The sequence below is a fragment of the Mycobacterium sp. Dal123C01 genome (assembly GCF_052566995.1).
Genome location: NZ_CP199580.1, coordinates 1233450 through 1256690, shown reverse-complemented (window position 1 = coordinate 1256690; position 23241 = coordinate 1233450). Strand labels below are relative to the sequence as shown.

Here is a 23241-nt window from a genome sequence, read left to right as displayed (position 1 = left end):
TCACGCACCCAATCTGTCCAGCATTGCCCCGACCACTGCGCAGGCGCGCCGCGCGGATTCGAGACGGCCCTCCTGCTCAATTCGGGGTCCGATCAGCTCCAAGTCGAACCCATGCGAGTAGCCGCTCGCAAGAGCTTTGGCGACGAATCCTTCGATCGGAATTGTGCCGTCGCCGGGGACCGCCCGGCCCGGCAGCGCACGATCACCCAGGACGTAATCACTGAGCTGGATCAGCTCGGTTCGCGGCAGGGCGCGCTGCACCATCGCCTCGAAATCGCCTTCCGCCCAGCAGTGAAACACGTCGATGCAGACACCCAGCCCGCTCATCTCGGCCAGCGTGACGGTGTCGCGCAAGGTATGGGCGAGATGCAGGTCGGCGTAGAGGCTGGAGGCGTTCTCGACCGCCAGCGCCACACCGGCTTGCTTGGCGTGCGCCACGCAGGGGGCGATCATGGTGCAGAAACGGTCGGCGGCCTGTCCCCAGGTGAGGCTGTCGCGGCCGCCGGTGAGGAGGTAGACCATGCGCGCCCCCGTGTGAGCAGCGGCGTCGATCACCGGCAGCAGCGTGTCCCGCGCGGCCTGCGGGTCGGTGGTCAGCCGGCCGCCGGCGAAAAGATGGTAGATCGCTTCGACGGTGTAGTCGTTGCGCTGCAGCAGCTTTGGGAAATCGGGATCGAGCAGCTGGTTGTCCAGAATGCTCAACCGGGATACGCCCAGTGCCGCCCAGTGCTGTTCCAGCTCGACCAACGAAGCACCGTAGAAGGTGACGTTGTGTACGGACAGACGTTTGTGGGCCGGCATCGCTCAGCCGCGGTTCTCGATCGCGACACCGAATCGCTCACGGAACGGCCGGAATTCCGCGTGCAGCGCATCGAAGTCTTCCCCGATGTCGATCAACAGTTGAGTGGAATAGCGGAACTTGCCGTATCGGTCGCCGCGGTTGTCGGCCAGGTAGGTGCGCATCGCGGATTCGGCGTCGGGCGTGACCTCACGGCCGCAGAACCGGTAGTAGCGCTGTACCGTCGCGACCGGATCGGCGATGAAGTCGGTATAGCGGATATGCAGGATGCGCGGATCGTCCACGATCGGATTACTCATCGTGTTGGCGATGCTGGCGCGAGTCATCTCGAGGTGCTTCTTTGCTTCGGCGTGCAGGTCGACGGGACCGACGATGCCGTCCATGATGTCAGCCATCATCATGGTGCGCGACGCCGCGACCTGTACCGGGTCGCGGTGCAGCCAGACCAGGGTGGCGTCGGGGTAAGTCTCGAACATTTCTTTGAGCCGGAATCCGTGAAAGCCCTTCAGCACCCAGTATTTTCGCGGCCGCTTGTATTGCAGCTGTTGCAGCATGGCCTTGTGCAGCCGGTACTGGGCCGCCGGGTCGGTGGCCAGGCCGCCGACCAGCGACTGCATCGGCACCCGCCACCATGCCGTCGGGGTCATGACCCGGAAGTCGAACGCCCAGGTGCGTTCGTCTTCGGGTAAGCCGTTGCCGAGCATGTCGTTGTAGGGATGGCTGTGCAGCCATTTGGGCATTTTCCCGTTGATCTCGCGCCAGTCCGCATCGGCCAGCTCTCGCCTGGGGTCGTCCGGGCCGGCCAGTCCCGGCGGCGGTGACGGGTACATTACTTCCCAGAAGCGCAGGGCCCGCGCATGCGGATCGACCGACATCAGCGCGTGCATCAGGGTTGTGCCGGAACGCGGTTCGCCGGTGACGAACATCGGCGCCTCGACTATTTCGTCGCCGATCGGGTAGCGGTGGCGGTCCGCGATGAATTCCAGGCGTGATGTCAGCAGCCATCGGCACACCTGTGCCGCCTCGTAGGTTGCGTCGGCGTCCATGCCGAGGCCGTTCAGATGGTCGGCGGCGACGGCGAAGCGCTCCGGCAACGTGGCGTCGCCGTAGTCGTGCAATCCGGTTTCCGCTTGTGCGGCGTGCAGTAACTCAGCGGCGTCCAATTGAATGCTCACGACAGATCGCCGCACAGCTGCATCAGTTCATCCTCTGCCGCACGGACGTTCGACGCTGACGACTCGGCGTACTTCAGGCCGGCCATGGCACCGTAGTCGAGAATCTTGGGCACCCGCAAACCCGCGTCCACATAGGTCTTGATGATCTTGGCAACCTCGCGGGGTGTTCCGTGCGGCACGACGGCCAGGAGCATTTCGGGCTGCACGTTGGCCAGGAACGCCATGATCCGCTCACGCGTGAGCACCGCGGGGTCGATGTCTTGGAACCCGCGCCAACCCTCGCCCATCGGGTGGTCAAACCCGAAGCCGCGCAACGTCTCTGCCGAAACCTGCAGCAGAAATGCCTTGACCAACGGCGCCTGCAGGATCTCGGCCAGGGCGTCTTCGTTCGCACCGATCAGGCATATCTGCATAAAACCCGGCGTGATCGCCATCGGATCGCGACCGGCATGCTCAGCGGATGTCCTGACGGCCGAGAGCATCTCGGCGTAATGCTCCGGGGTCCAGGCCCCGGCGGGCCACCACCCGTCGGCGTGGCGGCCGGCGATGTCGAGCATGCGGGGGCCGCTGGCGCCGATCCAGATCTGCGGCGGGTTCCCTCCATACGGCTCGGTGTCCAAGCGCGCGTGATGCAGGGTGTAGAACTGCCCCTCGAAGTCGACGGGTCCGTCGCTGTCCCACAGCAGGCGGATCACCGTCAGCGCCTCCTCGAAACGGCTGACCGGTCGTGAAAAGTCGAAGCCGTACGGCAGGGTGTTCTCACTCTCGCCGCTGCCCAGGCCGAGGATGAAACGCCCCTTGGCGAGATGGTCGATCGTCAACGCGGTCTGGGCGAGCAGGGACGGGTGGCGCCGCACGGTGTCGACCACCGCGCTCACCAGCGGAACCCGCTCGGTCAGCACGGCGGCGGCGGCCGCCACGGACAGACCGTCGAGATGGCGATGCGGCGACGGCGACGCGGTGGCGAGGTCGGTGAATTCGGGAGTCCAGATCGAGTCCGGCCAGAAGCTGACCATGTGATCGGGCAGCCAGATCGAGTGGTAGCGCCCGCCGTCGAGCTCAGCGAGGCGCGACAAGTCGAGGGGAAGGGTCGTTCGCAAGAACGCGGCGGGCTGAACTCTCATCAGTGATTCGCGGCCTGATTCGTCGATGGCGGGGTGCTCCGCGTAATGCTAAGCGACTGCACAGCACGAATGGCCGGGGGTGTCGGCGAATTGAGTGTGCTCTCTTGGCTTCGACTGTGCGGCCAGGGCGCGAATGTCGGGATATCTCAACCGTCAGCGCACACCCGAAACCGTCAGCGCACACAAAACGACTGTGGGGCCAAGCCGCACAATGCGACCTGACCCCACAGTCGATGACTTGCGGTACTAGCCCTCGGCGATGAACTCTTCGAGCTGGGTGCGCGCGATATCGTCGGCCAGCTGCTTCGGCGGGCTCTTCATCAGGTAGGCCGAAGCCGCGGCCACTGGGCCGCCGATGCCGCGGTCTTTGGCGATCTTCGCCGCCCGCACCGCGTCGATGATGACGCCGGCGGAGTTCGGCGAGTCCCAGACCTCGAGCTTGTACTCCAGGTTCAGCGGCACGTCACCGAACGCGCGGCCCTCCAGGCGGACGTAGGCCCACTTGCGATCGTCGAGCCAGCCGACGTGGTCGGACGGGCCGATGTGCACGTCCTTGGTCTTGAACTCGCGCTGCAGGTTGCTGGTGACGGCTTGCGTCTTGGAGATCTTCTTCGACTCGAGGCGCGACCGCTCAAGCATGTTGAGGAAGTCCATGTTGCCGCCGACGTTGAGCTGCATGGTGCGGTCCAGCTGTACGCCGCGGTCCTCGAACAGCTTGGCCAAGACGCGGTGGGTGATCGTGGCGCCGACCTGGCTCTTGATGTCGTCGCCGACAATCGGCACGCCGGCGTCGGTGAACTTCTTCGCCCACACCGGGTCGCTCGCGATGAACACCGGCAGCGCGTTGACGAACGCCACGCCGGCGTCGATGGCGCACTGAGCGTAGAACTTGTCGGCCTCTTCGGAGCCCACCGGCAGGTAGGACACCAACACGTCGACCGCGTTGTCCTTGAGCGTCTTGACCACGTCGACCGGCTCGGTGTCGGAGATCTCGATGGTCTCGGCGTAGTACTTGCCGATGCCGTCGAGCGTCGGTCCGCGCTGCACCGTCACGTTGGTCGGCGGCACGTCGGCGATCTTGATCGTGTTGTTCTCCGACGCGAAGATCGCCTCCGAGAGGTCAAAGCCGACCTTCTTGGCGTCCACGTCGAACGCGGCCACGAATTTCACGTCTCTGACGTGGTACTGGCCGAACTTCACGTGCATTAGGCCGGGCACGGCGCTGTTCTCGTCGGCGTCGTAGTAGTACTGCACGCCCTGAACCAGCGAGGACGCGCAGTTACCAACGCCGACAATGGCGACCCGTACCTCGGTCGAGGCCTCTGGCGCGTTGTGCTCACTCATCGGGCGTTCTCCTAACCTCAATTACCTATGTCTCGATATCTGGTGACTGCTTTTAGTGCGGGTTCGTGCGAGGGGTCTATATCTGCTCGGTGAGGCCAGGCGCCGCCCGCTCGGCGGCGATGAGCTCGTTGAGCCACTTCACTTCGCGCTCACTCGACTCGAGCCCGAGTTGATGGAGCTGACGCGTGTAGCGGTCGAGTGAATTGCTGGCCCGTGCCACGGCGTCGCGCAGACCTTCGCGGCGTTCCTCGACCTGACGGCGGCGGCCCTCGAGGATCCGCATCCGCGCCTCCGCCGGAGTGCGATTGAAAAACGCCAGGTGTACCCCGAAGCCGTCGTCGGTGTAGTTGTGCGGACCGGTGTCAGCCACCAGCTCACCGAAACGTTGACGACCCTTCTCGGTCAGCTCGTAGACCCGACGGGCCCGCCGGACGGGAGTACCCGCCGGCGCGGCGTTCTCGGCGATCAACCCATCCGCCTGCATGCGCCGCAGCGCCGGGTAGAGCGAACCGTACGAAAACGCGCGAAACGCGCCGAGTAGGCCGGTCAGCCGCTTGCGCAATTCGTAGCCATGCATCGGTGATTCGATCAGGAGACCCAGGATGGCGAGCTCCAGCATCGATTCACCTCCTTTGCTCGGCTAGTTACGACGGTTCGACGCCTCGCGTAACTGTATCGCCTCGATATATTCGCCACAACACCACCGAATGTTGGCGCGCTATTAGCCACCTCGAAATCTGACCGGCTTGGGGCGGGGAAAAAGGCTTTACCAGCAGTTTTAGGAAGGCAGATCCAACCGTTTGACTGTGCCGTCACCGGAAAAGGTGATGGAACCCCCGCCGTAGTCGCCGGAGACGTGCAACGACAGCGACAACGCACCGGGCGCGGTCGGATCGGTGGCCGGCTCGACGATCAAGTACATGGTTTTGACGTCGGACGGCTTCATATGCAGCGTCTGCGGCGCGCCGCGCATGATGCCGACCGTCGCCGTGACGTCGAACTTGCTCAGGTCGACCGCCGCCTGCCCGTCGGCGGAACTTTTGGCGGAGCTGGACGGATCACCCCAGCCGCCGCGGTAGTCATAGGCCAGCACCCGGCGGTCGTCGGAGGGGTCCGGGCGGTCGAGGATCGCGTAGGTCGGGTAGATCACCAGGCGGTAGCCCACGACGTCTCCGAACCGTTTGCGCGTCTGCTCAATCAGGCCGGTGAGTCCGCCGAGCGAATGCAGCTGCGTCGGCGGGGTCAGCACCACGGCGGCCACGCCATCCGGCTTGGCGCCGGGGTCGCTAGTGAAGTCCAGCGGCGAGCTGGTGTTCCCGTACAGACCCCAGCCGAGGCCCATGCCGAATAGCACCGACACCACCAACGCGGCGATCGCGATGCCACGCCCGCTGGGCAGTCCTTTCGGCTTCGCCGAGCGCAGCCGCGCCGGCGTGTTGTCGCCCTGCAGATCCGACACGAGGACCCTCAGGTCACCCAACGTCACGGCATTGGTGGCCTTGCTGACCCGCTCGCGGTGTTCCTCGCCGGACAGTTCGCCGTCGCTCAGCGCGTTGTCGAGCACCGCACAGGTCTCTTGCCGGTCAGTGTCTTTGGCCCGGGTCGCAGTCGTCACGCCGCCGCCGAGTGGTGCGCCCAGCCATTTCGCCATGGGGACGATCGTAGAAGTCACCTGTTGTGAGCGCGGCGCGGCGGTGCCGACAGCCTTGGTTGCGTGTCGCCCGTGCCGACGGCGACGTACTCTGGTCAACGTGCGACTGCAGCGACAGGTGGTGGACTACGCGCTCCGGCGGCGCTCACTGCTGGCCGAGGTGTACTCCGGCCGCACGGGTGTGTCCGAGGTATGCGATGCAAACCCCTATTTGGTGCGCGCCGCGAAGTTTCACGGCAAAACCAGCCAGGTGATGTGCCCGATCTGCCGCAAGGAACAGCTCACGCTGGTGTCGTGGGTGTTCGGCGACCATCTGGGCGCGGTATCGGGTTCGGCCCGCACCGCAGAAGAGCTGGTCATGCTGGCGACCAAGTTCGACGAATTCTCGGTTCACGTCGTCGAGGTGTGCCGGACCTGCAGCTGGAATCACCTAGTCAAGTCGTATGTGCTCGGCGCGGAACGCCCGCCCAAGGGGACCCGCGGTCCGCGGACGGCACGCAACGGCGCCCGCACGGCCATTGAATAACGAAGGGCGCCACGATCAGTCGCCCGATGACCCGAGCGGGTCCGCGACTGAGCGGATGAGCAAGGAACCCCAAGCGGATCGTCCGGACGATTCCGGCCGTCCGGCGCACCGCTCCGACGGCGGGACCCGTCGCCGGGTTCCTCCTGACGATCGGCAGACGACGATCCTGCCTCCGGTCGTCGACGACCGGTCGCCTCGACGGTCGGACTCCATCGACGAGGTCAAGGCCGCGTTGGACGGCCCTTCGTCGAAGTCCCCGCCCCGGGACGCGATCGAAGAGGTGAAGGCCGCCCTCGATGGCCGGTCGACCGCCTCGCCGCGGCGTGACCGCCCGCTCTCCGGTCGCCCACCGGAAGGCCCTCCGCCATCTCCGCCTCCACCGCGACGGCCCGGTGCTCCCGGCGGTCCCGGTGGCCCCGACGGGCCCGATGGGCCAAGCCACCGAGCCCCCGGGTCGGGGGTGAACTGGAGCTGGGTCGAACAGATCAACTGGCGATGGGTACGGCGCGCGGCCTACCTCAGCGCGGCGATCCTGGTGCTGTTGCCGATCGTCACCTTCACGATGGCATATTTCATCGTCGACATTCCCAAGCCGGGCAACATCCGCACCAACCAGGTCTCCACCATCCTGGCCAGCGACGGCTCGGAGATCGCGAAAATTGTTCCCCCCGAAGGCAATCGGGTCGACGTCAACATCAACCAAGTGCCCGTGCACGTTCGTCAGGCCGTCATCGCGGCCGAAGACCGCAACTTCTATTCGAACCCAGGGTTTGACTTCGCCGGCTTCGCGCGGGCGGTGCAGAACAACCTGTTCGGCAACGGCGATCTGCAGGGCGGGTCGACGATCACGCAGCAATACGTGAAGAACGCGCTCGTCGGCTCTGCGCAACACGGGTTCGCCGGCCTGATGCGTAAGGCCAAGGAACTCGTTATCGCCACCAAGATGTCGGGGGAGTGGTCCAAAGATGAGGTGCTGCAGGCCTATTTGAACATCATCTACTTCGGGCGCGGCGCCTACGGGATTTCGGCGGCGTCCAAGGCCTACTTCGACAAGCCCGTCGACCAGCTGAGCGTCTCCGAGGGAGCCCTGTTGGCGGCGCTGATTCGCCGGCCCTCTTCGCTGGACCCGGCCGTGGATCCCAAGGGCGCCGAGGCTCGCTGGAGCTGGGTCCTCGACGGCATGGTGGAAACCAAGGCCTTATCGGCGAGCGATCGTGCGGGACAGGTATTTCCACAGACGGTGCCCCCCGATCAGGCCCGCGCCCAGAACCAGATCACCGGCCCCGGCGGCCTGATCGAACGTCAGGTCACCAAAGAGCTGATGGAGCTGTTCAATATCGACGAGCAGACCCTGAACACCCAGGGCCTGCAGATCACCACCACGATCGATCCGAAGGCCCAGCAGTCCGCAGAAAAGGCGGTGTCGAAATATCTTGACGGGCAAGACCCCGACATGCGCTCGGCCGTGGTGTCCATCGACCCGCACAACGGCGCGATCCGCGCATACTACGGCGGCGCGGACGCCAACGGCTTCGACTTCGCTCAGGCGGGGCTGCAGACCGGATCGTCGTTCAAGGTGTTCGCGTTGATTGCCGCCCTCCAGCAGAACATCGGCTTGGGCTACCAGGTCGACAGCTCGCCGCTGACGGTCGACGGCATCAAGATCACCAACGTCGACGGCGAGAACTGTGGCATCTGCAATATCGCCGAGGCGCTCAAGATGTCGCTGAACACGGCCTACTACCGGCTGATGCTCAAACTCAAGAACGGACCCCAGGCCGTCGCCGACGCCGCGTTCCAGGCCGGCATCGCCAAGAGTTTCCCCGGCGTGGCCCACGCGCTGTCCGAGGACGGCAAGGGCGGCCCACCCAACAACGGGATTGTGCTGGGGCAGTATCAAACTCGGCCGATCGACATGGCCTCGGCCTACGCCACATTGGCCGCTTCCGGCGTCTACCACCCGCCGCATCTGGTGCAAAAGGTCGTCAACGCCGATGGCCAAACGCTGTTCGACGCCGGAACCTCGGACAAGGGCGCTGACCAACGCATCGACAAGGCGGTCGCGGACAACACCACCGCCGCCATGCAACCGATCGCAGCCTATTCGCGTAGCCACAACCTGGCGGGCGGCCGGGCGTCGGCAGCCAAGACCGGCACGGTGCAGCTGGGCGACACTCAAGCCAACAAGGATGCCTGGATGGTCGGATACACCCCGTCCTTGTCGACGGCGGTGTGGGTGGGGACCGTCCAGGACAATGTGCCGCTGGTAACCGCTTCGGGCGCAGAGGTTTACGGCTCGGGTCTGCCGTCAGATATCTGGAAGTCGACGATGGACGGCGCGCTGAAAGGCACCTCCAACGAGACCTTCCCCAAGCCGACCGAGATCGGTGGCTACGCGGGCGTACCCGCGGCGCCCCCGCCTCCACCGCCGCCGTCGGAGACCGTCATCCAGCCCACGATCGAGGTCGCACCGGGTATCACCATCCCGGTCGGACCGCCGACGACGATCACCGTGGCACCGCCGCCCCCGCCCGGCGCGCCGGGCGCCCCACCGGGCGGCCCCCAAGCCCCGCCATTCGGCCAACCGCCACCGTGACCGGCGCTCAGCAGGAGAGCGCCATCATTTCACCGCGGCCGCTGGCGGACGATTTGCGTAGCGCCGGCAACCGTGATTGCCCCAGCCACACAGACTCTTTGGGCGCCGCCCTGGCCGATGTCATCGGCGGACCGGTGGGCCGGCACGCGTTGATTGGCCGCGCCCGGTTGATGACGCCGCTGCGGGTGATGTTTCTGATCGCCCTGGTGTTCCTGGCGCTGGGCTGGTCGACGAAGGCGGCATGCCTGCAAAGCAGTGGCACCGGCACGGGAGATCAGCGCGTCGCCAACTGGGATAACCAGCGCGCCTATTACGAGTTGTGCTATTCGGATACGGTGCCGCTGTACGGCGCGGAGTTGTTGAACAAGGGCATGTTTCCGTACAAGTCGAGCTGGGTCGAAACCGACGGAAACAACACACCGCAGATTCGCTACGACGGCAAGCCCGCAGTGCGCTACATGGAGTATCCGGTGCTGACCGGGCTCTATCAGTACGCGTCGATGGCGTTGGCCAAGACCTACACCGCGATGAGCAAGCTTGCTCCACTTCCGGTGATCGCCGAAGTGGTGGTGTTCTTCGACGTCGCCGCCTTCGGGCTGGCGCTGGCCTGGCTGGCGACCGTATGGGCAACCGCAGGCCTGTCAGGCCGACGCATTTGGGACGCGGCGCTGGTGGCCGCCTCGCCGCTGCTGATCTTTCAGATCTTCACCAACTTCGATGCGCTCGCAACGGGATTCGCGATGGCCGGACTGCTGTCCTGGGCGCGGCGTAAACCGGTGCTTGCCGGTGTGCTGATCGGGTTGGGCGCAGCGGCCAAGCTGTATCCGCTGTTGTTCCTGGGCCCGATGCTGGTGCTGGCCATTCGGACGGGGCGCCTCGCTGCGCTGGCCCGCACGGCGGGGGCCGCCGCGGTGACCTGGCTGTTGGTGAATCTGCCTATTTTGGTGACCCATCCGCGCGGCTGGTCGGAGTTCTTCCGCTTCAACGGCCGCCGCGGCGACGACATGGACTCGGTGTACAACGTCATCAAGTCGTTCACCGGCTGGCGCGGTTTCGATCCCAAGCTGGGCTTCTGGGAACCGCCCCCGGTGCTCAACGCCGTGGTCGCGGTGTTGTTCGTAGCATGTTGTGCGGCAATCACTTACATCGCCCTCACCGCGCCGCAGCGGCCCCGGGTGGCGCAGCTGTTGTTCCTCGTCGTCGCGGCGTTCCTGTTGACCAACAAAGTGTGGAGCCCGCAGTTCTCGCTGTGGTTGGTGCCGCTGGCGGTGCTGGCTCTGCCGCATCGGCGGGTGCTGCTGGCGTGGATGACGATCGACGCGCTGGTGTGGGTGCCGCGGATGTACTTCCTGTACGGAAACCCGAATCGTTCGCTGCCGGAGCAGTTTTTCACCACGACGGTGTTGCTGCGTGACATCGCCGTCGTCGCGTTGTGCGCGCTGATGATCCGCCAGATCTACCGGCCCGACGAAGATCTGGTGCGCTGGGGCGGACGCATTGACGATCCGGTGGGCGGGCCTTTCGACCGCGCCCCCGATGCGCCGCCCGGCTGGCTTCCGGACTGGCTGCGTCCGGCCCGATCGCGGCGGCCGACCGCACCCGTGGCGGCACTCGACACCGACTCCGAGCTCGAAACAGCAACCGGTCCAAGGCAGGCGTGATGCTGGTCGCGATCCCGCTGTTCCCGCGCTTCACCGCACTCGACGCCGTCGGGCCCTACGAAGTGTTGCAACGCATTCCGTCGATCGACGTGACGTTCGTCGGGCACCGCCGGGGCGAGGTGCGCACGGACAACGGGATGCTCGGCGTCGCCTGCGACACCAGCTTCGACGAAGTCGGCGCGCCCGATGTGGTGGTGGTGCCCGGTGGTATCGGAACCCGCCAACTGATTCACGACGAACCCATCCGCGCCTGGCTGCAGTCGGTGCACCCGACGACCACCTTCACCACCTCGGTGTGTACGGGCGCACTGTTGCTCGCCGCGGCGGGATTGCTCGAGGGGCTCACCGCGACGACCCATTGGCGGGCTGCGGATCTGCTCAACGAGTTGGGCGCGCGCTACGTGTCCGACCGGGTCGTCGAACATCTACCCGAACGCATCATCACCGCTGCCGGGGTGTCCAGCGGCATCGACATGGCCTTGCGGCTGGCCGAGCTTCTCGTCGACCGAGAGGCCGCACAGGCCGCGCAGTTACTCATCGAATACGACCCGCAGCCGCCGTTCGACTCCGGTGCGCTCGCCAAGGCTGATGAGGCAACGGTCGAAAGGGCGCACGAATATCTGCAAGCGCGGCAGTAACCGGACGGCATGCGCAGCAAAGGATCGGCCCCTTCTCACGCGTCGCGACGCTGATGCTCATGCGGCCGAGTGGAGCTAGTTCACAACCGAAGTTCGCCCGCTGGTAACCACCCCGTCTCCTCAACTGCACCGGCCCCCAGAACCATCTGGGCGTCTGCTGCTGCCAGCAGGCCGACGAATAGGAGAATCCGGATGCTAGCTCGCCCCCGACGCCCGCTCGGCTTAGCTGCGATGGCGGTGCTGACGGCGGTGTTGCTGGCCGCATGTGGCCAAAGCGCCAGTGCCGGCCGCAGCGGCAGTGGGTCCGGCGGCGGCCGCAACCCCGACGAACTGGTCTTCGCCGCGGTGCCGTCGGAGAACGCGCAGAGTCTGCAACAGGCCTACCAGCCGCTCATCACGTTGCTGCAGAAGGCAACCGGCAAGAAGATTCGGTTCCAGAGCGCCACCAGCTACTCGTCCGCTATCGAGGCTCAGCGCGCCAACAAGGCCGACTTCGTCCAGTACGGCCCGTTTTCGTTGGTCACCGCGCAGAACAGCGGGGTCAAGGTCACCCCGATCGCCGCGGAAACAGTGTCCAAGGGCGTCCCGCCCGGCTATCACTCCTACGGCATCACTCGGCCCGGTACCGGCATCAACAGCATCGCTGACTTCAGGGGCAAGAAAGTCTGCCTTGTCGATCCGAACTCGACGTCGGGCTACCTGTACCCGTCGGCGGCGTTGATCAACGCCGGCATCGACCCGAATAAGGACATCACGCAAGTGATGGCCGGTGGCCACGACGCGTCGGCGATAGGGGTACTCAACGGCCAGTGCGACGCCGGTTTTGCTCAGGAAAGCATGATCGATACGACCCTCCCGGCTAAGGGTCAGCTCAAGCCGGGCCAGCTCAACGTGGTGTGGAAGTCGGATCTGATCCCCGGCTCGCCGATCGGCATCAGCGATGACCTCGCGCCCGACTTGAAGACCAAGATCATCAACGCGTTCCCGAACGCCAACGTCGACTACATGAACGCCAACGGCATCTGCACCCCGGCGTGTGCGCATCTCGGTGAAGTCAATGGCTGGGGCTATGTGGCGGTGGACAATTCGTTTTACGACGGTGTTCGCAAGGTGTGCCAGACAACTCACGCCAAGCAGTGCGCGGGGCAGGGCTGATGACTGCGGAGGTGGCCGTCCGATTTGAGGGCGTCACCAAGCTCTTCGGGCCCGAGATCCGCGCGCTCGACGATATCTCGCTGACCGTGGCGCCCGGTGAGGTCACAGTCCTGCTGGGACTGTCCGGGTCGGGCAAATCCACTCTGCTGCACCACGTCGACGGGCTGCAGCGGCCGACTTCCGGCACGGTCACCGTGCTGGGCATGGACGTGGGCCGCGCGACCGGCGGCGAACTGCGACGCCTGCGTCGTCGGGTCGGTTTCGTGTTTCAGCACTTCCACCTGGTTGGCAGCCTCAGCGTCCTGGAGAACGTGTGCACCGGCGCGCTGGGCCGGCTGCGCTGGCCCCGGCTCGGGCTTTTCAGCTACCCCCGAGACGTGCGCCGCGAGGCCCTGGGACACCTGGACCGGGTTGGCTTGCTGGACCGCTCTTTTCAGCGCGCCGACACCCTCTCCGGGGGCCAGCAGCAGCGAGTCGCGGTGGCCCGGGCGCTCATGCAGCGCCCGGAGATCCTGCTCGCCGACGAGCCGGTGGCGTCGCTCGACCCCGAATCTGCGGCCCAGGTGATGCGGCTGATCCGGGAGATCAGCACCGAGCAGCAGCTCACGGTGCTGTGCAGCCTGCACCAGGTTGCGCTCGCACTGAACTGGGGCGACCGGGTGATCGGGCTGAGGGCCGGGCAGGTGGTGCTCGACCGCCCGGTGACGGGTCTTGACCACGACGACGCGATGTCGCTGTACGCCAACGTGGATGCGGGCCCGTTGCTGGTTGCCGGCGCTCCTGCGTGACTTCGGTTCCGACCACCGAGACCGCACCGCAGGCTCAGCGCACCCTGGCGGCACCGCGGGTCGGGAGCACGGCGGCCTGGCTGGTCATCGGCGCCCTCGCCTTGGTGGGTTGCGGGGCCGTCGTCGACTTGCGGATCAACGCCGCGACGTTCATCGATGGTGGCCGCAATGCGGTGGATTTCGCCGGACGCATGCTGCCGCTGGACTTTCCTCCCGCTTTGGAGCTGCTGCGGCTGTCCGGGCAGACGCTGGCGATCGTCGTGTCCGCCACGGTGTTGTCCGTGATCATGAGTGTTCCGCTGGCGGTCCTGGCCGCGGCTAACACCACACCCGGTACCGGGGCCCGGCTTGGCGCCCGCACCCTGATCGTGATGGTTCGCGCCGTCCCCGATGTGGTGATGGCCATCGTGTTCTTCCGGATATTCGGGCTCGGCGCGATGACCGGTGTGCTGGCGATGGGCCTGCACTCGGTGGGTATGGTCGCCAAGCTCTATGCCGACGCGATCGAGCACATCGACGAGGGACCGCGCGCGGCGATTCGTGCCAGCGGCGCCGGGGCGGGCCAGGAGCTGACCTCCGGCGTACTGCCGCAAGTGATGCCGGCGTTCGTGGCGACCGCGCTGCACCGCCTCGACATCAATCTGCGGATCTCGGTGCTGCTGGGTTTCGTCGGCGTCAACGGCCTAGGCTACGCGATTGCCACGGCATTCAAGCAACTGGACTACCGGCGCGGGATGGCGTTGGCCGCTGTCGTTCTCGCGCTGTGCATCCTGGTCGAGCTGATGTCCGGGGCGATCCGACGGGCGTTGCTGCGCAAGACCGATGGGCAGTCGACGCACAGCGCGCCATTGCACACCGGCGATCAGATCAGCCCGCCCTGGACGGTTGTGCGGGCGCGCCACGCCGGGTACGGCGTACTGACCGTGCTGGTGGTGCTGATGGCGGCAGGGGGCGCGGACCTCAACCCGGTCCAATTTCTGGATTCACTGCAGGGCACCGGTAAGAATCTCGGGCTGTTCTGGCCGCCGAACACCGCGGGCATCTTCGGCCAGCTGTGCTCCGATCTGTGGCTGACGGTCAAGATCGCGCTGGGCGCCACGTTGATCGGCGCCGTGCTGGCATTACCCATCGGCTGCCTGGCCGCTCGCAATGTCGCGCCGAATCCGCGTGTCGCTCAGATGTTCCGGATCTTCGTGGTGGTGATCCGCGGCGTTCCGGAACTGGTCCTGGCAGTGGTATTCGTGGTGATCACCGGGCTCGGTGCGGTGGCGGGCACACTGGCGCTGAGTGTGGGCGGCATCGGGCTGCTGGGCAAACTGGTGGCCGATTCGCTGGAGGAAATCGATCCGGGTCCAGAGCAGGCCATTCGAGCGACCGGCGCCGGTCGCTGGCAGGTGTTCTGCAGCGGAACACTGCCGCAGGCCGCACCGAGTTTCATTGGACACGTGCTCTACCAACTCGACGTCAACGTCCGCTCGGCTACCCTGCTGGGCATCGTGGGGGCCGGCGGTATCGGCTTCGACCTGCTCAGCGGCGCGCAGATCCTCGAATTCGGTTTGGTCACAACGATCTTGCTGATGGTGTTCAGCACCGTGTTGGTGGTGGAGGCGCTGGCGGTATGGCTGCGGCACGAGGTGAGCTGAGCGCAGGGCAACAACTGTTCCGGATGTTCACCTCTGGGCGCGCCCACGTTGGCCGCGGCGAAGTTGTCCGGACAACCACGCGCACCAACGTGGTGGCGTGACATCAGCGCGGTATCTGGACATCGCCGACGAGTTGGCGGGCGAGCTGGCCGCATGTGCGCCCGGCACCAGGGTGGCCAGTGAGCCCGAACTCGCCAACCGGTTCGGTGTTGGACGCGCAGCGGCGCGCTCGGCGCTTCAGGAACTGGAGCGGCGACTGTTAGTTCGCCGCATCCAGGGGGCGGGCACCTTCGTCAATCGGCGCATCGACTACGTGATCTCGCGGTCCAGGCCGCCGTCCTGGCACGCCACGGTGATCGCCAGCGGCGCCACCCCACGCTCGCAGACCAAGGAGGTGCAGCGGATCGCGCTGGCCGCCGAGGACGTCGATCAGCTGGGCTGGCCGGTGGGTACTCCGATGTACCGGATCGAGCGGCACTTCTTCATCGACGATCTGCTGGCCTCGGTGACCCAGGAGCTGATCCCCGTCGCGGCCGTGCCCGACCTGGACATCGCGCTGCGCAGCGTGGAGTCGGTGGACATGGTGCTGCGCCAGCTGGGTGGGGCGCGGCCGGTGCGGGCGTGGTGTCGCGCCAGCTTGGACATTCCGCCCGTCGACGTGCTGCGGGGCCTGGGCATCGAGGCGAGTGTGCCGGTGTGGCGGATCGACAGCATCAGCCGCGACGCCGAGAGCGGTCGCGTGCTGCTCAGCAGCAGCGCATGGACTCGCGCGGACGCGGTGCGGGTGGTCGTCGAACTCGAAGACGTCAGCGTCGCGCGCGATTCGGAAGGGGGGGAGCAGGGTGAGTGACTTGAGCCGCGCCGAGCGCTGCGGTCTGCTGGCCCTGGCCGAGGCGGACGAGTTACGGGTGCTGGCCGATGCGTGTCTGGCCGATGGTGTCGACGTCCAGGTGCTGGTCGTGCCCGAGGTCGGATTCGTGTCCGCCCAGGTGCGGGAGCCGGTGGCCGCCGAGCGATTTCTGCTGGGCGATGTGATGGCCTGCCGCGCCGAGGTGGAACTCGACGGGCAGCGCGGCTGGGCGATGCGCCTCGGCGACGACCGGGCCGCGGTGCTGGCCGCCGCGGTGCTCGATGCCGAGGTCCAGGCGGGCAGGCCGCACGCCGCGGACGTGGACGCGCTGTGCCATGTCGTCGCGACGCGCCGGGTGGAACGCGAGGACCGCGAGTGGGCAGAACTCGCGCCCACGATCGTCGCATTCGAGGAATTGGCGTGACGACGCCGAGCGCAATTGCGATGCACCCGGCGGATTCGCAGCAGGTGTTCCGCGCGGTGCTGGAAGCACTGGCCCGGCCCGGCATGCCAATGGCCTTGCCGCACGGACCATTAGAGGTGTTGGCTGCGGCCGTGGTACCGGTCTTCGCGCTCGCCGACCTGACCACCGGGGTGTGCGTGCTGGAGAACCCCGGCGACCCATGGGCCGACGCCGTCACCACCGCCACCTCGGCGCCCACCTGGCCGGCCGAGATGGCTCGACTGGTGGCCTCGGTCCGGCCCGTCAGTGCAGACGAGGTCCGCGGCTTCACTCGCGGTTGCGCCGCGGCGCCAGAGGACGCGGCGCTGGTGGCGCTCGGTGTGCGCGATGTACACGGCGGCCCGCGGCGGTGGACGCTGTCGGGTCCGGGTGTTCGTGGCACCGTCATCGTCGCGCCGCAAGGCCTGCCCGCCGGGTTCGTCGCGGCCCGCGCCGAGGCGGTCGACGCGTACCCGGCCGGCATCGACGTCCTGCTGGTTACCGACGATGGGCGCGTCGTCGGCCTGCCGCGCACGACCGCGATCATCGAGGAGAACTGATGGGGTATTCAGGAGCGCGCGGCGGGCTGGAGGCCATTCTCGCCGCGGAGGATTTGGTGTGGCGGGCGCGCGATCTCGCACCGGTGCCGTGGGCGAGCACCGAGCAGATCGTCGCGCGCTTCCGGCTGGCGGTCGACCGGGTCATGGGGGAGGCGGGGCTGTTCGACGAGGCCGCCGCGGCGGCGGCGTTGCGCCAGGCCGAAGGCGACCTGCTGGAGGCCGCGCACCTGTTGCGCGCGCACCGGTCCACGTTGCCGCGGCTGGCGATCAGCGAGCCGATCGATCCGGATCGGATCACGGTCATGCGCCGCATCGTGCCCGCCTTCCGCGAGCCGGACGGGCCGCAGCTGCTGGGCCGCACCACCGACTACACCCGCAGGTTGCTGGACAAGCCGACCGCACCGCCCGCTGCGAGAGCCGATGAACCCGAGGCGCCGGCGCGAGAGCGCACCGCGCAGCAGCGCAGCCCGCGGCGGTTCCTCAACCTGCTGCGCGAGGCCGGTCTGGTCGTCGACCACCGCACCGGCGACGACCCGGAACCCTTTGACATCACCCGGATTCCACCGCGGCCCCCGGCGCCGCGCTCGGCGATTCTGGCGGCGATGGCGCGCGCGGAGACCGGCGCGTTGGTGGGGTTGTGGTATCGGTCGATCCTCGGCCCCGATGGTGACATTCACGAGGTCACTCTCGGCGAGGTGCGGCACGGGCGGTTGCCGCTGGAGGTCAAGCATCCACACACCGGCGAGCCGGTCACGATCGGCGAGTTCCGGGTCACCGAGGCCGAGGCTATCGAGGATCTAGACGGTGCCGAGGAGGATCGCAGCCGGTTCGACGTCGGCTACGGAATGTGTTTCGGGCACAACGAACGCAAGGCGATCGCTATGGCGAACCTCGACATCGCCAACCGTCGGTTCGGTCGGTCCGGTCCGCTCGAGCAGCTGCTGCTGCTAACCACCGACGGGCTTGACGCCGGCGGTTTCCTGGAGCACCTCAAGCTGCCGCACTACGTGACGTTCCGCTCCATGGTCGAGCGCAAGCAGGCGCTGCAAGCGGCCGGTGCTGTCCGCGCCGCGCGGGTGCCCGAGCCCGCCGGAAGGGACTGCGAATGACCACGACAGCCGAATTGCTCACCGAGCTGGCCGATCACGAGCCGCGGTCCGGAATCCTCGACGAATCCGGCAAACGCGAGATCCGCCGGGCCGCGTTGACCGCGGTCTGCGTGCCGGGGTACCAGGTGCCGTTCGGCTCGCGGGAGATGCCGGTGGCGCGTGGTTGGGGTTCGGGCGGCCTGCAGGTGACGTTGGCGGTGATCGGCGCCGGTGACACCGTGAAGGTCATCGACCAGGGCGATGACGGCGGGGTGAACGCCACCAACCTGCGCCGGATGATCGCGGCCACCACCGGATGCGCCGAGACGGCCGACACCCGGGAGGCGAACGTGGTGCAGACCCGCCATCGCATCCCGGAGGAGGCGCTGTCGTCGGGCGACCTGCTGGTGTATCAGGTGCCGGTGCCCGAGCCGCTGCGCAGAGTGCAGAAATCGGTCGCCGAATGCGCCCGGATGCACGCCGAAAACGATTACGCGGCAATGTGGGTGGGCCTGTACGAGGATATCGTCCGCAACGGCATGATCACCCGAACCACGGGTTACCCGGTGCTGGTCGCCGGCCGCTACGTGATGGCCACCACGCCGATTCCGCGCTGGGACGTCCCCCGGCTGCATCACTGCGAGCACATCAACCTGTTCGGCGCCGGCCGGGAGAAGCGAATCTACGCGGTTCCGCCGCACACCGACGTGACGCCGCTGACATTCGATGACGTGCCGTTCGAGGTGGAGTACGCAGGCGGCGCGGTGTGCAAACTGTGCGGCAGTGACGACGTGTTTCTCGTCGAGGCCGGACCCGCAGGCGGTTTCGTGTGCAGCGACACCGAATGGTGCGCCCGGGTGCGCGCCGGTGACGCCGACCGCGCGGCGCATCACAAGCGGGCGCCGCTGCACCTACTGCCGGATGCACAGCGCCGCGCCGGGCCCGACATGACCAGACCGCAGCGCGCCATCCCGCTGCGCGAGGTGCGGGCGGGCAGCCCCGAGTGGGTGCTGCGCGTGCAGTCGATCGGCAAGGTGCACGGCACCGGCGGGGTCTACGCCGTCGAGGGCACCGGGCCCGAATACGGCACCGCGATCAGCCCCAACACGGGCGCGGTCGTCGCAGCGTGGGACGTGTCGTTCGATGTCGCACCCGGCGAGGCGTTGGGCGTGATCGGGGAATCCGGGTCGGGCAAGTCGACCGTGCTGTCGTGCGTCATCGGAAACGAGCGCGCGACAACGGGTTCGGTACATCTCGCGACGGTCGACGACGGGGCCACCGATCTGCTGTTGCTCCCGGACGCCGAGCGGCGCCGGCTGGGGGTCTACGGGATGGCGGTGGTACACCAGAACCCCGCGGACGGGCTCGATCTGCGGATCAGCGCCGGCGGCAACATCGCCGAGCGGCTCACCGCCGCGGGCTGGCGCGGATATCACGACATCCGCGGCCGGGCCGCCGAACTTCTCGAGCGCGTGGAAATTCCGCTGTCCCGGATGGACGATCCGGTGGGCACCTTCTCCGGCGGGATGCGCCAACGCGTGCAGATCGCCAAGGCGCTGGCGACCGAACCGCCGGTGTTGCTGCTGGACGAGCCGACCACGGGACTGGATGCGTCGGTGGCCGCAGGTGTGCTCGACCTGTTGCGCGGCTTGCTGTTCGAGCGCAATATCGCCGCGGTCGTGGTCAGTCACGACTTCTCGGTGATCGAGGCGCTGACCGACCGCACCCTTGTCATGCAGCTGGGCCGAGTGATCGAACGAGGCCTGACCGATCAACTGTTCCACGACCCGCACCAGCCCTACACCCAGCGGCTGGTTGCCGCGGCCAGGAGGTGATCGCTTTGCCACCGGTGCTGACCGTGCGCGCGCTGCGCAAATCGTTCACGCTGCACACCATCGACGGCCGTGTCGTGCACTCGTTGTGCGGTGTCGACCTCGATGTGCGCGCCGGCGAACATGTCGCGCTGGCCGGGCCGAGTGGGGCAGGCAAATCCTCGCTGTTGCGCTGCGTCAACCGCACCTATCTGCCGGACTCGGGTTCGGTGGTGCTGCGCACCGTGGCGGACGAAGAGATCACGTTGACAGACCTACCGGACCGGGCGATGGCCGGCGTGCGGGGCCGCGAGTTCGGTTACGTATCACAGTTTTTGGCGGCCCCGCCGCGCACCAGCCCGTTGGAGTTCGTGGTGGCTACGGCCCGGCGTCGCGGTGTCGAGCGTGCCGAGGCGCGCGAGGCGGCCGCAGACGCGCTGCAACGGCTCAACCTCGACGAAGTGCTGTGGGACGTGGACTGCTCGGTGCTCTCCGGCGGAGAGCGTCAGCGGGTGAACCTGGCGGCCGGGACGGTCCGCCCGCCGCGGCTGCTGCTGCTCGACGAGCCGGTGTCAGCGCTCGACCCGGCTAACCGGGAAGCGGCGCTCGACCTGATCGCGAACCTGGCGGCGCAGGGTGTCGCCGTGCTTGGGGTCTTCCACGATCTGGATGCGATGCGGCAGTTGGCATCCCGGGTGGTGCTGATGCGGGAGGGCCGGGTTGTGCGCGACGGTGCACCGGCCGACGTCTTCGAAGGAGTGGCATGACGACCCAGGTGTTCCAACGGAGAGTGCAGCGCTGGCCGCTGGCGGCGCCGCCGGCCGACTACGTGCTCGGCCATGTCCGGGCGGTGCTACCGGACGGCGTGATCGATGACGCGGTGGTGGCCGTACGCGACGGCGTGATCGCCGGGGTCGAACCACACCGTCCCGGGTTGTCGGCGGACGTGGATGGTGAAGGCCTGCTGTGCATTCCGGGTCTGGTGGACACGCACAGCGACGGGCTGGAGAAGGAGCGGCTGCCGCGGCCGGGCGCCGAGTTGCCGATGGAGTTCGCGCTGTTGTCTTTCGAGGGCAAACTGCGGGCCGCTGGGGTGACGACGGTGTTTCACGGCGCCGGGTTCGAGCAGAGCATGGGCCGCGGCACCCCGCGCACGGTCGAGGACGCCGTGCGATTCTGCGAGACCATCGAGGCGCGGCCCGATGGTCTGGTTGATCACCGGATCCTGTACCGGCTCGACGTGCGCAGCCCGGAAGGCCTTGTCGCGCTTCAGGATCGGCTGGCCGGCCGGACGGGGTTGCTGCTGGTCTCCCACGAGGACCACACTCCCGGGATTGGGCAGTACGCCGAACGCGCGTATTACGAGCGCTACATGATGGGCTCGCGCGGGATGACCGCCGACGAGGCGGTTCGCCACGTCGACGACCTCATCGCCGAGCGCAGCGGACGGCTCGGGATCCGCGAGGAAGCGATGGGCTGGCTGGCCGAGCAAGCGCTGGCCGGTCGGATCCGGCTGCTCGGCCACGATCTGACGTCGGAGGCCGAGGTCGACGAATTGGTGGCGCGCGGCGGCGCGGTTGCCGAATTCCCGACCACCCTGGCGGCCGCGCAGGCGGCGCGTGAGCGCGGGCTGCCGGTGGTGGTGGGTGCGCCGAACGTACTGCGCGGCAGCTCGCACAACGGCAATGCGTCCGGCCGGCAGCTGATCGAGCGCGGGCTGGTGACGTCGATCGCGTCGGACTACCTGCCGTCGGGCCTGCTCGCCGCGGTGTTCACGCTCGTCGCCGTTGCCCGGGTCAGCCTGGCCGCAGCCGTCGCGTTGGTGACCTCGGGTCCGGCGGATGTGGCGGGGCTGGCCGACCGCGGCCGGCTGCAGCCCGGCTTGCGGGCGGATCTGGCGCTCATCGCGGCGCGGGATCGCTGGCCGGTCGTGCATTCGGTCCTGGTGAGCGGCCGATGACCCACATTGGTTGGCCGGTGCCCGAACCCCAGCTGCCCGAAGGTATCCATCCCGCGCTGGCCGACGCCGCCCGCGCCGCGGCGGAGGCGTTCGGCGCCGCACGCACGCGATACGACCGCGCGGCCCTGGCCGAGAAGGTTCAGATCGGCGCGGACGGCACGCCGACCATGCGCCTGGACATGATCGTCGACACGGCGGTGGTCGAGGTGGCGAACCGGCATCGGGTGAACCTGCTCAGCGAGGAGATCGGTGCCGTCGACAACGGTTCGGCGGTGACCTTGGTGGTCGATCCGGTCGACGGCACGGCCAACGCCGCGGCCGGGGTTCCGTTGTCGGCGTTCGCCGGGGTGGTGGCCGTCGACGGCGTCGCCACCGAGGCATTGACGTGCTGGTTCGACACCGGGCGGTGCTGGCATGCGGTAGCGGGGCATTCGGTGCCGTATTCCACCAGCGGGCGCAGGAACCTCGACGGCGCTGCGGTGAGCTTGTTGCGTCCGCACGGCGAAGACGACGCGGCGTGGTGGCGCGTCGCCAAGCGAGCAGGCCGGGTGCGGATCCTGTCCACCAGCTGCCTGGAGGCCGCACTGGTGGCTGAAGGGTCCACCGACGCTTTCGCCGATGCCGGATCCGACACCCATCGGATCATGGACCTGGCCGCCGCGATGGTAATGGTGCCCGCGGCCGGCGGCGTGGTGCTGGATGTCTGGGGCAGGCCGCTGGAGATCGACCCCGACCTGAGCCGTCGCTGGTCGGGTGTGGTGGCCGCGACGCCCGCGCTGGGCGAAGAACTGGTCAACACTCTGCGCGAGCCGCAGCAGAGTAAGGACACACCATGACCCTCACCCGCGAAACTCTTACCGCGCTCATCGACGACCTGGCCGGCCTGCCTTACGGCGGCGAGGTGGTGGACCAGCGGGCGCATGCGCTGCAGACCGGCTGGCACGCGAAACAAGCCGGCGCTGCAGACGAACTGTTGCTGGCCGCCACGCTGCACGACATCGGGCGGGCCAAGCCGGTGGCTGCCCAGTGGCCGGATCTGCCGCATGAGTTGTCCGGCGCCGCATTCGCACGCGCGCACCTCGGTGAGCGAGCCGCCTGGATCATCGCCCAACATGTGCCGGCCAAGCGCTACCTCGTCGCCACCGATAAGGCGTACTCCGCCCAGCTCAGCCCCGCGTCGATCGCCTCACTGCAGCGCCAGGGCGGCCCGATGACCGAGGCGCAGGTCGCCGAATTCCGTGCCCACCCCAGCGCCACCGAGGCGATCATGGTGCGGAGCTGGGACGACAAGGCAAAGGATCCGCGTGGCCCCGAGCTCACCATGGCCGAATTGCTTGACGCCTACGACAGGCTGACCGCGGCACGGCGCGATTTCGCAGCTCAGTGACGATTGCTGTAGCCTGATCCGGTTGCCGACGCAGGCGACCCTC

The 23241-nt window shown here is 67.5% G+C and carries 22 protein-coding genes; 16 read left to right on the top strand and 6 right to left on the bottom strand.

What is annotated here, in order from left to right; translation table 11 throughout:
- From ACTXG5_RS05990 to ACTXG5_RS05965, 6 genes are all read right to left on the bottom strand, one after another.
- Positions 1-801: a sugar phosphate isomerase/epimerase family protein gene (locus ACTXG5_RS05990; RefSeq protein WP_445162814.1), complete on the bottom strand. Its 801-nt coding sequence runs from the start codon at positions 799-801 to the stop codon at positions 1-3.
- A 3-nt stretch (positions 802-804) separates the two neighbouring features.
- On the bottom strand, positions 805-1974 hold the full coding sequence (locus ACTXG5_RS05985) for a sulfotransferase family protein (protein ID WP_445162813.1): 1170 nt from the start codon (positions 1972-1974) through the stop codon (positions 805-807).
- Positions 1971-3098: an LLM class flavin-dependent oxidoreductase gene (locus tag ACTXG5_RS05980; protein ID WP_445162812.1), complete on the bottom strand. Its 1128-nt coding sequence runs from the start codon at positions 3096-3098 to the stop codon at positions 1971-1973. The genes ACTXG5_RS05985 and ACTXG5_RS05980 overlap by 4 nt, the downstream gene beginning before the upstream one ends.
- Positions 3099-3344: 246 nt before the next feature.
- Complete coding sequence (locus ACTXG5_RS05975; protein ID WP_445162811.1) at positions 3345-4442, bottom strand: inositol-3-phosphate synthase; 1098 nt, start codon at positions 4440-4442, stop codon at positions 3345-3347.
- Between the two features lie 76 nt (positions 4443-4518).
- Positions 4519-5061: a PadR family transcriptional regulator gene (locus ACTXG5_RS05970; protein ID WP_313864774.1), complete on the bottom strand. Its 543-nt coding sequence runs from the start codon at positions 5059-5061 to the stop codon at positions 4519-4521.
- Between the two features lie 159 nt (positions 5062-5220).
- A complete protein-coding gene (locus ACTXG5_RS05965) occupies positions 5221-6093 on the bottom strand; it encodes a DUF1707 SHOCT-like domain-containing protein (protein WP_445162810.1) in 873 nt (290 codons plus the stop codon).
- A 100-nt stretch (positions 6094-6193) separates the two neighbouring features.
- On the opposite strand from ACTXG5_RS05965, the gene ACTXG5_RS05960 reads away from it, so the two are divergent.
- From ACTXG5_RS05960 to ACTXG5_RS05885, 16 genes are all read left to right on the top strand, one after another.
- A complete protein-coding gene (locus ACTXG5_RS05960; RefSeq protein WP_445162809.1) occupies positions 6194-6619 on the top strand; it encodes a DUF5318 domain-containing protein in 426 nt (141 codons plus the stop codon).
- The gene (locus tag ACTXG5_RS05955; RefSeq protein ID WP_445162808.1) at positions 6612-9215 is read left to right on the top strand and encodes a transglycosylase domain-containing protein; all 2604 of its coding nucleotides are present in this window, start codon (positions 6612-6614) and stop codon (positions 9213-9215) included. The genes ACTXG5_RS05960 and ACTXG5_RS05955 overlap by 8 nt, the downstream gene beginning before the upstream one ends.
- On the top strand, positions 9212-10876 hold the full coding sequence (locus ACTXG5_RS05950; RefSeq protein WP_445162807.1) for a glycosyltransferase family 87 protein: 1665 nt from the start codon (positions 9212-9214) through the stop codon (positions 10874-10876). Before ACTXG5_RS05955 ends, ACTXG5_RS05950 begins: the two co-directional genes overlap by 4 nt.
- Positions 10876-11514, top strand: a complete 639-nt coding sequence (locus tag ACTXG5_RS05945; protein ID WP_445162806.1) for a DJ-1/PfpI family protein — start codon at positions 10876-10878, stop codon at positions 11512-11514. The genes ACTXG5_RS05950 and ACTXG5_RS05945 overlap by 1 nt, the downstream gene beginning before the upstream one ends.
- A gap of 192 nt (positions 11515-11706) precedes the next feature.
- Positions 11707-12669, top strand: coding sequence for a phosphate/phosphite/phosphonate ABC transporter substrate-binding protein (locus ACTXG5_RS05940; RefSeq protein WP_445162805.1), 963 nt, complete (start codon positions 11707-11709; stop codon positions 12667-12669).
- Complete coding sequence (gene phnC, locus ACTXG5_RS05935) at positions 12669-13457, top strand: phosphonate ABC transporter ATP-binding protein (RefSeq protein WP_445162804.1); 789 nt, start codon at positions 12669-12671, stop codon at positions 13455-13457. The genes ACTXG5_RS05940 and phnC overlap by 1 nt, the downstream gene beginning before the upstream one ends.
- Positions 13454-15100 carry a phosphonate ABC transporter, permease protein PhnE gene (gene phnE / locus ACTXG5_RS05930; protein ID WP_445162803.1) on the top strand — a complete coding sequence of 549 codons (1647 nt, stop codon included), beginning with the start codon at positions 13454-13456 and terminating at the stop codon, positions 15098-15100. Before phnC ends, phnE begins: the two co-directional genes overlap by 4 nt.
- Positions 15101-15197: 97 nt before the next feature.
- Positions 15198-15950: a GntR family transcriptional regulator gene (locus ACTXG5_RS05925; RefSeq protein WP_445162802.1), complete on the top strand. Its 753-nt coding sequence runs from the start codon at positions 15198-15200 to the stop codon at positions 15948-15950.
- Positions 15943-16374 carry a phosphonate C-P lyase system protein PhnG gene (locus ACTXG5_RS05920; RefSeq protein ID WP_445162801.1) on the top strand — a complete coding sequence of 144 codons (432 nt, stop codon included), beginning with the start codon at positions 15943-15945 and terminating at the stop codon, positions 16372-16374. The genes ACTXG5_RS05925 and ACTXG5_RS05920 overlap by 8 nt, the downstream gene beginning before the upstream one ends.
- Positions 16371-16952, top strand: a complete 582-nt coding sequence (phnH, locus tag ACTXG5_RS05915) for a phosphonate C-P lyase system protein PhnH (RefSeq protein ID WP_445162800.1) — start codon at positions 16371-16373, stop codon at positions 16950-16952. The genes ACTXG5_RS05920 and phnH overlap by 4 nt, the downstream gene beginning before the upstream one ends.
- The gene (locus ACTXG5_RS05910) at positions 16952-18061 is read left to right on the top strand and encodes a carbon-phosphorus lyase complex subunit PhnI (RefSeq protein ID WP_445162799.1); all 1110 of its coding nucleotides are present in this window, start codon (positions 16952-16954) and stop codon (positions 18059-18061) included. Before phnH ends, ACTXG5_RS05910 begins: the two co-directional genes overlap by 1 nt.
- Positions 18058-19875, top strand: coding sequence for an alpha-D-ribose 1-methylphosphonate 5-phosphate C-P-lyase PhnJ (locus ACTXG5_RS05905; protein ID WP_445162798.1), 1818 nt, complete (start codon positions 18058-18060; stop codon positions 19873-19875). The genes ACTXG5_RS05910 and ACTXG5_RS05905 overlap by 4 nt, the downstream gene beginning before the upstream one ends.
- Complete coding sequence (locus ACTXG5_RS05900) at positions 19872-20618, top strand: ATP-binding cassette domain-containing protein (RefSeq protein ID WP_445162797.1); 747 nt, start codon at positions 19872-19874, stop codon at positions 20616-20618. Before ACTXG5_RS05905 ends, ACTXG5_RS05900 begins: the two co-directional genes overlap by 4 nt.
- Positions 20615-21811, top strand: coding sequence for an alpha-D-ribose 1-methylphosphonate 5-triphosphate diphosphatase (locus tag ACTXG5_RS05895; protein WP_445162796.1), 1197 nt, complete (start codon positions 20615-20617; stop codon positions 21809-21811). Before ACTXG5_RS05900 ends, ACTXG5_RS05895 begins: the two co-directional genes overlap by 4 nt.
- Positions 21808-22647 (top strand): inositol monophosphatase family protein, encoded by an 840-nt coding sequence (locus ACTXG5_RS05890; RefSeq protein WP_445162795.1) that lies wholly within the window; start codon positions 21808-21810, stop codon positions 22645-22647. The genes ACTXG5_RS05895 and ACTXG5_RS05890 overlap by 4 nt, the downstream gene beginning before the upstream one ends.
- Complete coding sequence (locus ACTXG5_RS05885; protein ID WP_445162794.1) at positions 22644-23198, top strand: HD domain-containing protein; 555 nt, start codon at positions 22644-22646, stop codon at positions 23196-23198. Before ACTXG5_RS05890 ends, ACTXG5_RS05885 begins: the two co-directional genes overlap by 4 nt.
- Positions 23199-23241: the final 43 nt, after the last annotated feature.